Genomic DNA, 13526 nt, shown 5'->3' with positions numbered 1-13526 from the left:
GGGAATTGTCACTTTGTCCGTTGCCGCCCATCGCTTAGGCTAGCCGCGTCGATCATCATGGCTGCCTATGAGACCCCTCGTCTTTCTCTTCGCCTTTCTGTGCCTCACCGCGGCCGCGCGGGCTGAGGAGCCGGCCCCCTTCGAGTTTCCGCATCTGCCCGGTGCGGCGCAGGAGTTTTACGAGACGGCCAAGACGGGTGAGCCCACTGCGGCGTTCAACTACGTCCTGCCGTTGCTCTCCGCGCCGGACCTGACAGACGCCGAGCGCCGCCAGATCCTGGGCTACCTCCAGCTCGCCTATGCCGGATATGACCATGACGACCCGACCGGCGCCCATTACGCCGGCATGGCCGCAGGGCTGCTGACCCAGGTTCACTCCGCCTTGGCCGAGCACGGGCTGGCGCTGGCCTGGGCCAACCGCTGCATCGGCCACATCGGGGACCGCTGGGAGGAGAAGGATGTCAACCTCACGCTGGGGGGCTGTATCGAAAGCGCCGTGGTCGCCCTCAACGAGCTGTCGGATTACGAGCGGGCGATCGAATACGCCGGGCTGGCGCGTCAGGTTTACAAGATGTTCGTCGAGCAGGAGCCGGAGCGGGAGTTCTACGTTGCCAACACGCTGATGCTGGAGGCCAATGCGCTCGACGGGCTCAAGCGGCACCGGGAGGCCATTGGGCTGAACGAGGATGCACTGGATATTTACGAGCGCGTGGCCGGGCCCGAAAGTGAGGGGGTGGCCAATATTACTGCCAATATCGGCGCCTCCTACTGGTATCTCAAGGAGCTGGAGCCTGCGCGCGCTTGGTCGATGCGGGCGCTGCCGCTGATCGACAAGCATTGGGGGCCACACAGCTACGGGGCCTCGGTGGTGCGGGTGAACCTCGGGCTCATCGCTTTCGATATGGGACGCGAGGAGGAGGCGATGCGACGGGCGGTCGAGATATTGCCCTATTTCGCCGCGAACCCGAAGTCCTCGCTGAACAACCAGCGCTGGACCTTCGAGCTGATGCGCAACATCTTCGCCGCCCGGGGGCAGCGCGAGAGGGCGATCCTGTTCGGCAAGATGGCGGTGAATGCGCAGCAGGAGATCCGCGCGCTCAATCAGGGGCTTTCCGACGAAGACACCGAAGGGCTGCGCGCCGAGTGGAGCCGGCTTTACCGCGACCTTGCCGATCTGATGATCGAGGAGGGCCGGTTTTCCGAGGCGCAGGCGGTGCTGAACATGGAAAAGGAGCAGGAGGCCTTCGAGTTCCTGCAACGTGATGGCGAGGCGAATCTGCGGGATACGGTGGCATTGCTGACGGATGCCGAAACCAGCGATGCCGAGAAGCTGGCCGCGCTCGCGCTGAAGCCGGTAGAGGCGCGTGCGGCTTGGGAAGCCCTGTCGGCCCGGCTCGATGCGGGCGAGGGGACGGCGGAGGAGGAAGACCAGCTCTTTCTGCTCGAAGATGCGATGGCCGAGGCCGAGGCTGCCTTTGAGGCGGAGGTTGGAGCCTTTCTCGCCGATGTGGAAGAAACCCGCCGGGCAGGATTTGCCGCAAGGTTTGATGCCACCGGGGCCTATCAGGCCATTTTGGAGGCTCGCGAGCGCCCGAGCGCCATCTTGCAACTGGCGATGCTGGAAGACGCCACCCACCTGTTCCTCACCTTACCCGGCGCGACGGTGCATGAGAAAGTGGAGATCCCCCGTGCCGAGATGCGCCGCAAGGTGTTTGACACGCTTCAAGCCATCGAGGCGCGCAGCCCGGAGGCCGAGGCGCATTTGCAGGGGCTCTACGCGGTGCTCTTTGCCCCGGTGCGCGAGGCGCTGGAGGTGGCGGGCACAGAGGTGGTGATGATCAACGCCGACGGGGTGCTGCGCTACGTGCCCTTTGCGGCGCTGCATGACGGAGAGCGCTATCTGGTGGAGGACTATGCCTTTGCCCTCTACGTGGCCGCAGTGCAAACCCAGTTCGCCCGTGCGCCGCGTGCGCCGGACAGCGCGGCAGGCTTTGGGGTTACCCAGGCGCATGAGGGCTTTTCGGCCTTGCCGGGCGTGGCCGCCGAGATCGAGAGCCTATTTACCGCATCAGACGGGGAGGGCGTTCTGGCGGGGCAGACCATGCTCGACGGCGCCTTTGACACCCGTGCCCTGCGCCGCACCCTGCGCAACCCGCCCGAGCTGCTCCACATTGCCTCGCATTTCGCGCTGAGGCCGGGGCAGGATGATGACAGCTTTTTGCTGCTGGGCGACGGTACGCGGCTGCCGCTTTCGGAACTGCGGACCAGCAAGTTCCGCATGACGGGGGTGGACCTGCTCACCCTCTCGGCCTGCCAGACGGCACGGGGCGGGGATGGCTCGGAGATCGACGGTTTTGGCGCGGCGGCCCTGATGGGGGGCGCAAGCGCCGTGCTTGCTTCGCTCTGGCCGGTGGCCGACGCGGCAACCCCGGTGCTGATGGGCGATTTCTACGCCGGTCTCTACGAGCGCGGCGAGGATAAGGCCGAGGCGCTGCGCCGGGCGCAAATCGCCATGCTGCGGGGCGGCGGTGAGGGGCAGGGGGCCAATCGCGCTGCAACCGCCCTGAACGCAAACAACGGCGCGGGTGCGGTGGATGATTTTGCCCATCCCTACTTCTGGTCGGCCTTCGTGTTGATGGGCAACTGGCTTTAGCTCGCGATCCGGGCTAAGGGGAGCAAAAGCGCCATACATGCCAGAGGAATCGCCATGAAAGCTGCCGTCATCACCTTTCCGGGCTCCAACTGCGACCGTGACCTTGCGGTGGCCTTCGAGCAGGCGGGGTTTGATGTGACCCGGGTCTGGCACAAGGACACCGCACTGCCCTCTGGGGTGGATGTTGTGGGCATTCCGGGGGGCTTTTCCTTTGGCGACTACCTACGCTGCGGTGCCATTGCCGCCAATTCGCCGATCTGCCGCTCGGTGGTGGGCCACGCGGAGGCGGGCGGCTTTGTGCTTGGCATCTGCAACGGTTTTCAGGTGCTATGCGAAACTGGGCTGCTGCCCGGGGTGCTGATGCGTAATGCGGGGCTCAAGTTTGTTTGCCGCAATGTCGGGCTGACGGTCGCCAGCGACGACAGCCCCTTTACCTCGGGCTATGGGCTGGGAGACGAACTGGTGATCCCGGTGGCGCATCACGATGGAAACTACAACATCGACGAGGCCGGGCTGGCGGCGCTGGAGGCCGACCGGCGGGTGGCCTTCCGCTACACCGACAATCCCAATGGCTCGATGGGCGATATTGCCGGCGTTCTGTCGGAAAACCGGCGCGTACTTGGCATGATGCCGCACCCGGAGCGTGCGGTGGATGAGTGCCACGGCGGCACTGGCGGGGCGGCGATGTTCGCCGGTCTTGCCGAGGCTCTTGTTTCGGCCTGAACGGCGGCGAAGGGGGGCAGGCTCGTCAAGCCTTCGTGCTTTCCTCGCGGGGTAGGCAGCCAGCAACGTGCCTCACCTCTTCGGCACCTGAGCCGGGATCGGCTTTCCCAATGCAGCGGCAGCGCTTAGACTTGCGACATGAGTGAGGAGGCCACACGGCGGCGCGGGCTGCGCCGGTATCTGATGCGGCTGGGCTGGGTGTTGATCCTGGCCCTGGCCATTGTCACGGTCTGGCTGACGAACCACTACCTCACCCTGCGCTTCACCGAGACCACCCGCAATCAGGCCGAATTGCGACAAGCGCTCTACGCGGGCAACATCATCTCGGAATTGCAGCGCAGCCAGGTGGTGCCGCTGCTGCTCTCGCGCGACCCCTCGCTAATCGGGGCGCTCAACACCTCGGATTTTCTGACAACCTCTCAGCGGCTTATCGAGTTTCGCGACGAGATCGGGGCCAAGTCGATCCTGATGCTCGATACGTCGGGCCGCGCCGTGGCGTCGACCGACCGTAACCTGCTTGGTTCCAACCACCGCACCGCGCCCTATTTCGTGGAAGCGCAGCGCTCCGATGGCACCGTGTTCACCCTGCATTTGCAGGAAAACAACGCTATGGAGTTCGCCTATTCCCGGCTGATCCGGCATGACAATCAGGGTGTCGGGGTGATCGTGGTGGAGGTCGATCTCGGCAAGTTCGAGCGGCAGTGGGCCGGTATTTCCGATGCGGTTCTGGTGACGGACAGCACCGGCATGGTCATCCTGTCGACCGAGCCGCGCTGGCGCGGGCACCCTATAGACGAGGCACTGGCCGAGCAGGATCCCCCCTCGGCGATCGAGCGCGCCATCGAGGCCACGGCCGACTGGAGCTTCATTCCGCCGGATGCCTACCTATTTGGCGAGGCGGTCATGCGCACGGATGCGCGGATCACCTTTCAGGGATGGCGGATGACCTCTTTCACCGCCTACAGCTCGGTGCGTGAGCGAGTGAATGGCGTTCTGGCGCTGGAGATCATGGGCTTCGCATTGCTGCTCGCGGGCTCGTTCTGGGTGTTGTCGCGCAAGGCCCGCTCCGAGCGGCGTGTCGCGCTGCGGGAGTCGGCAGAACTTCGCCAGTTGAACCTGAGGCTGCAGCGGGAAATCGCTGAGCGGGAAAAGGCCGAGCGCAGCCTCGAAGTGGCCGAACAGACGCTTGCGCAGAGCTCCAAGCTGGCCGCGCTTGGCGAGATGTCGGCAGCTGTCAGCCATGAGTTGAACCAGCCGCTTGCCGCCATGCGCACCTATCTCGCCGGAGCCAAGCTGCTGCTGCAACGCAAGCGGCCGGATGAGGCGCTCTCGTCCTTCCAGCGGATCGACGATTTGATTGGTCGGATGGGGGCCATCACCCGCCAGCTCAAAAGTTACGCGCGCAAGGGCGACGTGGCCTTCGAACCCTTTGATCTAAGGGATGCGGTGAGTTCGGCGCTCTCGATGATGGAGCCCCAACTGCGCTCGCGGCACGTGGTGATTTCACGCAGTATTCCGAGTGCGCCGGTGATGATCCGGGCCGACCGGCTGCGGGTGGAGCAGGTGCTCGTCAACCTCTTCCGCAACGCGCTGGATGCCACCCGCGAGGTGGCCGAGCCCGCGCTTGAACTGATCCTTGCCACCGGCGATACGGCCACGCTGACGCTGCGCGACAATGGCCACGGGATCGAGGATCTGGAGCATTTGTTCGAGCCATTTTATACCACCAAGGCCCCCGGCGATGGCGTCGGTCTGGGGCTTGCCATCTCCTCGGGGATCATCAACGAGTTGGGCGGACGTCTCACGGCACGGAACGGACGGGCAGGCGGCGCCGTTTTCGAGTTACAATTGCCGATGCTGCAACAAGACAGCGCCACGGCGGCGGAATAGAGCAGGACACCAGCAACAACATGGCACAGGCTATGAAAATCGCGATCATCGACGACGAACAGGACATGCGCCAATCTATCAGCCAATGGCTGGCGCTTTCCGGATTCGAAACAGAAACCTACCCCTCCGCCGAAGAGGCGCTGAAGGGGATTGGCCCAGACTTTCCCGGCGCCGTGGTCTCCGACATCCGGATGCCCGGCATGGATGGCATGGCGCTGCTGAAAAAGCTTATGGCGCAGGATAGCGCCCTGCCTGTCATCATGATCACCGGCCACGGCGATGTTCCGATGGCGGTGGAGGCGATGCGGGTGGGGGCCTTCGACTTTCTGGAAAAGCCCTTCAACCCCGACCGGATGACAGCGCTTGCCAAGAAGGCCACCCAACGCCGCCGGATGAGCCTTGATGCCCGCGCCCTGCGCCGGGAGCTGGGCGGCGGCACCACGATCATGAAAAAGCTCATCGGGGCCTCCCCGGTGATGGAGCGTCTGCGCGAGGATATCCTCGATCTTGGTCAGGCTGACGGCCATGTGTTGATCGACGGCGAAACTGGCACCGGCAAAACACTTGCCGCCCATGCCCTTCATGCGGTGGGCTCGCGCGCCTCCAAGGAGTTCGTCATCGTCTCCTGCGCCGCCTTTGACGAAGAGGAACTGGCCGCGCAGCTGTTTGAGGGCAATTCCGACAAGGGTCGCCTGCCGCTGGTCGAAGAGGCGCGCGGCGGCACGCTTTGCCTTGAGGATATCGAGGCCCTCTCGCCTGCACTCCAAGCCCGCCTCCTGCAATTCATCAATGAGCAGGGCACGCCTGCCGAAACCCGAATCGTGGCGGTCAGCAACCTGCAAGAGCAGGGCAAGACCAGCGAAGACATGCTGCGCCCCGATCTCTATTATCGCCTTGCGGCGATGAAGATCACCCTGCCGCCGCTGCGCCAGCGCGGTGAAGACATCCTGATGCTCTTTACGCGCCTCTCTGAGAGCTTTGCAGAGGAATACGGCTGCGATGCCCCGGCGGTGACCGCACAGGAGGCCGCACAGCTGCTTCAGGCGCCTTGGCAGGGCAACGTGCGTCAGCTCATCAACATCGCCGAGCGTGCCGTGCTACAGGCCCGCCGTGGATCGGGTACCATCGCTTCGCTGTTGATGAACGATGAGGGCGAGGTGCAACCGGTGATGACGACCGAAGGCAAGCCGCTCAAAGAGTATGTCGAGGCGTTTGAACGGATGCTGATCGACAACACCATGCGCCGCCATAAAGGCTCCATCGTGAACGTGATGGAAGAGCTCTGCCTGCCGCGCCGCACGCTCAACGAGAAGATGGCGAAGTACGGGTTGCAACGCTCAGATTATCTCGGCTGATCTGCCAAAGCAGGGGGCGGCTTGCGACCGCTCCCTCCTTCCCGCATGTTGCGGCCAGATGAGATACGTTTGAGCAGAGCATGAAATCGAGCGGTATATTCTGGCCCGCAGTCGGGGAGCTTTGGCAGCGGCGCGGTACGGCGCTGCGGGTGATCTGGCTGCCATTCCTCATCTCCGCATTGACCTACGAAATCTACTACCGGCTTCAGCCGGACGGCTACGGGTTTCTGCCGGCCATCCTAGACTTCTGGGTTTTCTCTTGGGCAGCGGTTGGCTGGCATCGCGCGGTGCTGTTGGAGGAAACCCCGGGGCCAGTGGGCACGCGCCATCGCGGGCCGGTGACGCGCTATGCGACCGGCTGGTTCCTGGCCGTGTGCGGGGCGGCGATCGTTGCCCTGGGGGTAGGTGTGTTGCTCCTCTGGCTCATCGGCCTGGTGAAAGGCTTCGTCAGCGCCAGCCCTGACCTGGGCCTGGCTCCCTATGAGCCAGAACTGAGCTTTCCGTTTTCTCTTTTGAGCGGCCCTGAAAGCCTGTTGGCCCTGCTTCCAGTGGCCTGGGTTCTGGTTTTCGTCTTCTTCAACCTCGCCAAATCGCTGCCTGCGGTGGCGATCGAGAAGGAAGATCAGGTGGCGCCGCAGGCAAGAGCCGCCCGCCGCCGTTGGTTTGCCTCCGCCGCCGCTTGGTCCTTGTTGCTATGGCTTCCTGTGGTGGCGGTGTTCTTCGTAGCTTTTCTGGCGATCGACACGTTGGCCTGGGAACTCGGACAGGAGGCGCCGCCGCGTGGGTGGCTGTCCGTGCTGGATTTCGCGTTGAGCGCCGTCTACGCGCTCAACGTGCTGATCGGGGCCAGCGTGCTGACCCTTGCCTACCGCCGCACCGCCTTGCAGCCTTCAAGCGCAGGGGAGGCCGGTGCACCGTGATGGCGGATGCGGCCCGGCGGCTTGTGGTGCCTGCGCGCGCGGTTTAAGGCACGGTTATGGCTGTCTTTTATTTTCTCGCCGTGGCGCTGCCGTATATCTCGGCTTTCCTGCTGACCCTCGCGGTGGCAGGCGTGCTGGGCCTGCTGATCTGGCTGCTGAATGGCCGTCATTGGTGGGGGTGGTTGGCGGGGCTGGGGCTTGCGTTGGCGGCAAGCTGCGTGTCCCCGGTACTTCAGCGCTTCGAAGATGCGCGCATTACCGCCCGCCTCACCGCCGCAGAGCCACAACAAGCGCAACTGGCGCTGGAGCCGGGGGCGCTGATTCACCTTCATGACGGCAACCACTATGGCATCACCTGCCGCCCCTGCGACTTCGCGGCGCTGCCCTTCGTGACCGAGGCCGAAACCGTCAGCCTCTATCCGATGCTGATCGACAACCGGGGCGAACTGGTGGAGCGCGTCAACCTCAACGCCCCCACGCCCGACCGCGCCACGCGAGGGCGCTTCCGCTACGCTTTTATCTCGGTGCCTCAGATCTGGTATGAGGGCGCGCCCTTTGATCCGCCAACATGGTATCCCGCACCGGTCCCGGCGGGGCTCAAAGGCGTGCATATGCTGGTAGAGTTGCCGCCAACGGGCATCATTCGCCCGGCGGAGTTGCAGCCGCTCTATCTGAGGGTCAATCGCCAGTATGAGAGCGAGGCGCTGTTTTCCTGGGGCTTTGTCACCGAAACCGTGGCGCGGCCCGAGCCCGAAGATATTTTTGCCGACCTTGCCGCGCGCGTCGCCGCCAACTGATCACCAGATGCAGCGCCCCTCAGGCAGGCAGCCACAATAAGCCCTTTCGCTTTTGCAGCATCCATGAAATAGGGAAGCGCCAACCGAACCCTCACAAGGAGAGCCGTGATGGAGATTCGCGAGGCGCTGACCTTCGATGATGTTTTGCTCGTTCCGGCAGAGAGCCGGGTGCTGCCCTCAACCGCCGATACGGCGACGCGGGTGACGCGGGCCATTTCCATGAACATTCCGCTGCTGAGCTCGGCGATGGACACGGTGACAGAGAGCCGCATGGCTATCACCATGGCGCAGGCGGGCGGGATCGGGGTGATCCACAAGAACCTGAATGTCGAGGAGCAGGCCCGCGAGGTGCGCCGGGTCAAGCGATTTGAGAGTGGCATCGTCTACAGCCCCGTTACCCTCACCCCCGATCAGACCCTCGCAGACGCCAAGGCGTTGATTGAGCGGTACAACTTCACCGGTTTTCCGGTTGTGGACGACCAGCACCGCGTGGTTGGGATCGTCACTAACCGTGACATGCGCTTTGCCACTTCCGACGATACCCCGGTGAAGGTGATGATGACCTCCGATGATCTGGCGATCCTTCGGGAGCCCGCCGACCGGGAGGAGGCGATTTCGCTCATGAAGGCCCGTCGGATCGAGAAGCTGCTGGTGACGGACGCCGAGGGCAAGCTCACCGGGCTGCTGACGCTGAAGGACACCGAACAGAGCGTGCTGAACCCCACCGCCTGTAAAGACAGCCTTGGCCGCCTGCGCGTGGCGGCGGCAACTTCGGTGGGCGATGCGGGCTTTGAGCGCACCGAGGCGCTGATTGATGCTGGCGTGGATATCGTGGTGATTGATACCGCCCATGGCCACTCCGAGGGGGTGATTGCCGCCGTGGAGCGGGCCAAGCGGCTGTCCAACGAGGTGCAGGTGATTGCGGGCAACGTGGCCACGGGCGAGGCGACGAAGGCATTGATCGGTGCAGGCGCGGATGCGGTGAAGGTGGGCATCGGCCCGGGCTCGATCTGTACCACGAGGATGGTGGCGGGCGTTGGCGTGCCTCAGCTCACTGCGGTGATGGATTGCGCGGCGGCGGCAGGCGATGTGCCCGTTATTGCTGACGGCGGCATCAAGTTTTCTGGTGATTTTGCCAAGGCCATCGCAGCCGGGGCAAGCTGCGCCATGGTCGGCTCGATGATTGCCGGCACCGACGAAAGCCCCGGCGAAGTGATCCTGTACCAAGGGCGCAGCTTCAAGAGCTATCGCGGCATGGGCAGCCTTGGTGCCATGGCCCGTGGCTCGGCCGATCGCTACTTCCAGAAGGATGCGGCCTCCGACAAGCTGGTGCCTGAAGGGATTGAGGGGCAGGTGCCCTACAAGGGGTCGGCAGGCGCGGTGATCCACCAGCTCGTCGGTGGCCTGCGGGCTGCGATGGGTTACACTGGCTGCGCCACCGTCGAGGAGATGCGCCGCAATTGCAGCTTCGTTAAAATCACCGGGGCGGGGCTAAAGGAAAGCCATGTGCATGACGTGCAGATCACCCGCGAGAGCCCGAATTATCGTATTGGGTGAATGCTTTGCGGATTGCAGTTGAAGTAGCATGACCCCCGCTGCCCGCATCGCCGCCGCCGCCGAGGTGCTGGACGCCATCGCCGGGGGCCTCGCTGCCGAACCGGCCCTCAGCCGCTGGGGCTGGTCCAACCGCTTTGCGGGCTCGGGCGACCGGGCGGCCATCCGCGATCACGTGTTTGATGCGCTGCGCTGCCGTCGCAGCTTTGCGGCTCTGGGTGGGGGCACGTCTGGCAGGGCGCTGATGCTGGGGATGCTCCGCGCGCAGGGCCGTGACCCGGCGGAGGTTTTCTCGGGAGAGGGCCACGCTCCTGCACCGCTGACGGCTGATGAAGCGGCTGCTGGCCACCCCCCAACCGGCGCCGAGGCGCTGGATCTGCCTGATTGGATCGCCGCCGATTTGAAAGCCTCGCTGGGGGTGGAATTTTCCCCTGTTTGCAGGGCCATGCAGGCCAGAGCTGATGTGTTTCTTCGGGTGAATGCGCTGAAGGCAACACGCGAGGAGGCTCGCGACGCGCTCTCGGCAGAAGGGATCGCCGCTGAGCCTCATGCGCTCGCCCCGATGGCGCTCCGCGTTACCTCGGGGGCGCGCCGATTGCGCAATTCATCCGCGTTCAACGATGGGATGGTGGAACTTCAGGACGCAGGCTCTCAGGCGATTTGCGAGGATATTCCCCTGCCAGACGCCGGGGCCGTGCTGGATTACTGCGCGGGCGGAGGGGGCAAAAGCCTTGCGCTTGCTGCGCGTGCGCCCTCGCTGCGCTACATCGCCCATGATGCGCACGCGCAACGGATGAATGATTTGCCCCCGCGCGCGGCCCGTGCAGGCGCTCAGATCGAGGTTTCGACCGGCCCGCAGGGGGAGTTCGAGCTGGTGGTTGCCGACGTGCCCTGTTCCGGCTCCGGCGCGTGGCGGCGGCAGCCCGAGGCTAAGTGGCGCTTTGATCGCGATGGACTGGTGGCGTTGACAGAGTTGCAGGCGCAGATTTTGGATGAGTGCAGCGCCTTCGTGCCGAAGGGCGGGGCGCTGGCCTATGTCACCTGCTCTTTGCTGGCCGCCGAAAACACCGCGCAGGCCGACTCCTTCCTGTCGCGGCATCCCGAATGGGAGCTGGAACATCAACGCCGGTTGACCCCTCTGGATGGCGCAGATGGCTTTTTTATTGCGGTTTTCCGGCGTTCAGGGAGAAGCTGAGACTCTTCGAGCAGGCAGAACCTTATCAGTCTTAATCGCCGATTAACGATTTTCGGGCGACTCTGCTGTGCAACGAATCGAAGGGAGAACATACCTGTGTCGCACCCAGCGCTGACGCCCACTCCGCTTGCGCGTATCGCGCGGGCCTTTCAGGGGCGGGTCTGGTATGTCTTCGGAGCAGCTGTTCTCTGTGTCGGTGCCGGCATCGCGCTGCCGGCCCAGCCGGTGTCGCTCGTCTTTTTGGCTTCCGGTTCGACGTTGATGGCGCTGGTGGTGCTGATGCAGTTGCTGGCCGGGCGTCAGGCGACTGCCGAGAGGGCGCTTGCAGAAACGGTCGCCGGGTTTACTGAGCTGGATTCCGCGCCCTGTTTCACCACGGATCCCGACGGGGCAGTGACCCATCTGAACGCGAGCGCGCGCAAGCGGTTCTCGGCCGAGCCGGGGGAAACACTGCCGCGCATTCTGCGGGAGCTTCTTGCCAACCCTGCCGCGCTGCTTAGCCGGCTGGAAACCCGCGCCGAATCCCGTGGCAATTCCTGTGAGGATGTTGTGACCCGCAAGGGCCACATGCGGCTGGTGGTGCATCGGCTCGGGGATGACGGCTACCTGTGGCGGATGGAAGACCTGATTGAGCGCGAAGGCGGGCGCGGCGCCGAAAGTCTCAGCCTGCCCATGATGACGATCAACAAAACCGGCGCTGTCCTCTTCATGAACGAGGCCCTTCGCAGAGTTCTGGGTGGGCGGGCCAAACGCTTGGAAGACGTGCTGGTTGACCCAGACAACGAGGGGCTGACGGGCCCACAGCGCATTATCGGCCCGGCGGGGGAGTTGAAGTGCTACGCGGTGGAAATCGCTGGCCAGGCGGGGCGCCGCGAAGTGTATCTGCTCCCTGCCGCGCAGACTGCCGATCGGCCCGCGGCCACCGCGCCCGTAACTGCGGCCTCGCATGCTCCCCCCGATCTGCTCGATCACCTCCCCGTTGCGTTGCTGCGGATCGGCCGGGATGGCACCCTGACGATGGCCAACCGCCTCGCGCGGGAGCTCTTGGGGGATGAGAATGTCATCGGCATGCCGGTGTCTGATCTGGTCGAAGGGCTTGGGCGCTCGGTGCGGGATTGGATCACCGAGGCCACCGAGGGACGCGGCCCGTTGCGCGCAGAGGTTGCGCGAGCAAAGCTGCCGGTGAAGGATATTTTCCTGCAGATTTCCCTCAGCCGCGTGGTCGAAAATGGTGAACCTTCACTGGTGGCCGTGTTGAACGACGCAACCGAACTCAAGACGCTCGAAGCGCAGTTCGTGCAAAGCCAGAAAATGCAGGCCATTGGCCAGCTTGCGGGCGGTGTGGCACATGATTTCAACAATCTGCTCACGGCGATTTCCGGCCATTGCGACCTGCTGCTGCTGCGGCACGATCAGGGCGATCCGGATTACGGCGACCTTGTCCAGATCAATCAAAACGCAAACCGCGCCGCCAGCCTCGTGGGCCAGCTTCTCGCCTTCTCCCGCAAACAAAACCTGCAGCCCGAGGTGCTCGACATGCGTGATACGCTGTCTGACCTTGGTCATTTGCTGAATCGGCTGGTGGGGGAGCGCGTGAGCCTTACGCTCAATCACGACCCGGAGTTGCCTGCGATAAGGGCCGACAAGCGGCAACTGGAGCAGGTCATCATGAACCTCGTGGTCAACGCGCGGGATGCGATGAAGGAAGGCGGCACCATCACCGTTGAGACCCAGACCCGCACGCTTGATGAAGAACTGCACCGCGATCGCGCCACCGTGCCGCCGGGCTCTTACGTCGTTGTTTCGGTCGCGGATGAGGGCACAGGAATCGCACCCGACAAGATAGAGAAAATCTTCGAACCCTTCTGGACAACCAAGCGCCCCGGTGAAGGCACGGGCCTCGGCCTCTCGACCGCCTATGGCATCGTCAAGCAGACCGGAGGATACATATTTGCCGATTCCGTGCCGGGGCAGGGCAGTTGCTTTACGCTCTTCTTCCCTGCTTACGAGCGCCCCCAAGAGGCACCTCGCCAAGCGCTCGACTCCCTCCCGACCGAAGCCTCAGGCAAAGGGGAGGGCGTTGTTCTGCTGGTCGAAGATGAAGCCCCCGTCCGCGCCTTTGCATCACGAGCCTTGCGCATGCGCGGCTACACCGTGCTGGAGGCCGAGAATGCCGAAGAAGCACTTCGTGTACTGGAAGATATCGAGCTGAAGGTCGATGTCTTTGTCACCGACGTCATAATGCCTGGAATGGATGGCCCGAGCTGGGTGAAAAAGGCACTGGAGATGCGGCCCGATGTGAAGGTCGTCTTTGTATCGGGATACGCGGAAGACAGTTTCGACAATGAGCAGGCGCTGATTCCGAACTCCGTCTTCTTGCCGAAACCCTTTTCGCTGAACGAGTTGACCGCGACAGTGCACGATCAAATCCACTAGCAG

General features: G+C 63.9%; 9 protein-coding genes. All 9 read left to right on the top strand.

Going from position 1 to position 13526, the window contains the following annotated elements; all coding sequences use genetic code 11:
- The first annotated feature begins 67 nt into the window (after positions 1 to 67).
- Positions 68 to 2653, top strand: a complete 2586-nt coding sequence (locus ACXAG6_RS14505; protein ID WP_475338452.1) for a CHAT domain-containing protein — start codon at positions 68 to 70, stop codon at positions 2651 to 2653.
- A gap of 54 nt (positions 2654 to 2707) precedes the next feature.
- The gene (gene purQ / locus ACXAG6_RS14500) at positions 2708 to 3376 is read left to right on the top strand and encodes a phosphoribosylformylglycinamidine synthase subunit PurQ (RefSeq protein ID WP_475338450.1); all 669 of its coding nucleotides are present in this window, start codon (positions 2708 to 2710) and stop codon (positions 3374 to 3376) included.
- Positions 3377 to 3514: 138 nt separating this feature from the next.
- Positions 3515 to 5266: a sensor histidine kinase gene (locus tag ACXAG6_RS14495; protein WP_254695469.1), complete on the top strand. Its 1752-nt coding sequence runs from the start codon at positions 3515 to 3517 to the stop codon at positions 5264 to 5266.
- Between the two features lie 20 nt (positions 5267 to 5286).
- Positions 5287 to 6621: a sigma-54-dependent transcriptional regulator gene (locus tag ACXAG6_RS14490; RefSeq protein ID WP_475338449.1), complete on the top strand. Its 1335-nt coding sequence runs from the start codon at positions 5287 to 5289 to the stop codon at positions 6619 to 6621.
- A gap of 80 nt (positions 6622 to 6701) precedes the next feature.
- Positions 6702 to 7541: a hypothetical protein gene (locus ACXAG6_RS14485; protein WP_475338448.1), complete on the top strand. Its 840-nt coding sequence runs from the start codon at positions 6702 to 6704 to the stop codon at positions 7539 to 7541.
- Between the two features lie 56 nt (positions 7542 to 7597).
- Positions 7598 to 8338: a hypothetical protein gene (locus ACXAG6_RS14480; RefSeq protein ID WP_475338447.1), complete on the top strand. Its 741-nt coding sequence runs from the start codon at positions 7598 to 7600 to the stop codon at positions 8336 to 8338.
- A gap of 108 nt (positions 8339 to 8446) precedes the next feature.
- Positions 8447 to 9895 (top strand): IMP dehydrogenase, encoded by a 1449-nt coding sequence (gene guaB, locus ACXAG6_RS14475; protein WP_475338446.1) that lies wholly within the window; start codon positions 8447 to 8449, stop codon positions 9893 to 9895.
- A gap of 28 nt (positions 9896 to 9923) precedes the next feature.
- Positions 9924 to 11087 carry an RsmB/NOP family class I SAM-dependent RNA methyltransferase gene (locus ACXAG6_RS14470; protein ID WP_475338444.1) on the top strand — a complete coding sequence of 388 codons (1164 nt, stop codon included), beginning with the start codon at positions 9924 to 9926 and terminating at the stop codon, positions 11085 to 11087.
- Between the two features lie 96 nt (positions 11088 to 11183).
- The gene (locus ACXAG6_RS14465) at positions 11184 to 13523 is read left to right on the top strand and encodes an ATP-binding protein (protein WP_475338443.1); all 2340 of its coding nucleotides are present in this window, start codon (positions 11184 to 11186) and stop codon (positions 13521 to 13523) included.
- The last annotated feature ends 3 nt before the right edge of the window (positions 13524 to 13526 follow it).

Source organism: Vannielia sp. ABF1_015, assembly GCF_056160745.1.
The sequence above is the reverse complement of the archived record's forward strand: the minus strand, read 5'-3'. Positions and strand labels throughout refer to the sequence as shown.

Excerpts from the sequence above, each read along its gene's own strand:
- ACXAG6_RS14480 (WP_475338447.1), top strand. The coding sequence starts at position 7,598 with ATGGCTGTCTTTTATTTTCTCGCCGTGGCGCTGCCGTATATCTCGGCT.
- ACXAG6_RS14485 (WP_475338448.1), top strand. The coding sequence starts at position 6,702 with ATGAAATCGAGCGGTATATTCTGGCCCGCAGTCGGGGAGCTTTGGCAG.
- ACXAG6_RS14470 (WP_475338444.1), top strand. The coding sequence starts at position 9,924 with ATGACCCCCGCTGCCCGCATCGCCGCCGCCGCCGAGGTGCTGGACGCC.
- purQ (WP_475338450.1), top strand. The coding sequence starts at position 2,708 with ATGAAAGCTGCCGTCATCACCTTTCCGGGCTCCAACTGCGACCGTGAC.
- ACXAG6_RS14490 (WP_475338449.1), top strand. The coding sequence starts at position 5,287 with ATGGCACAGGCTATGAAAATCGCGATCATCGACGACGAACAGGACATG.
- ACXAG6_RS14505 (WP_475338452.1), top strand. The coding sequence starts at position 68 with ATGAGACCCCTCGTCTTTCTCTTCGCCTTTCTGTGCCTCACCGCGGCC.
- ACXAG6_RS14495 (WP_254695469.1), top strand. The coding sequence starts at position 3,515 with ATGAGTGAGGAGGCCACACGGCGGCGCGGGCTGCGCCGGTATCTGATG.
- guaB (WP_475338446.1), top strand. The coding sequence starts at position 8,447 with ATGGAGATTCGCGAGGCGCTGACCTTCGATGATGTTTTGCTCGTTCCG.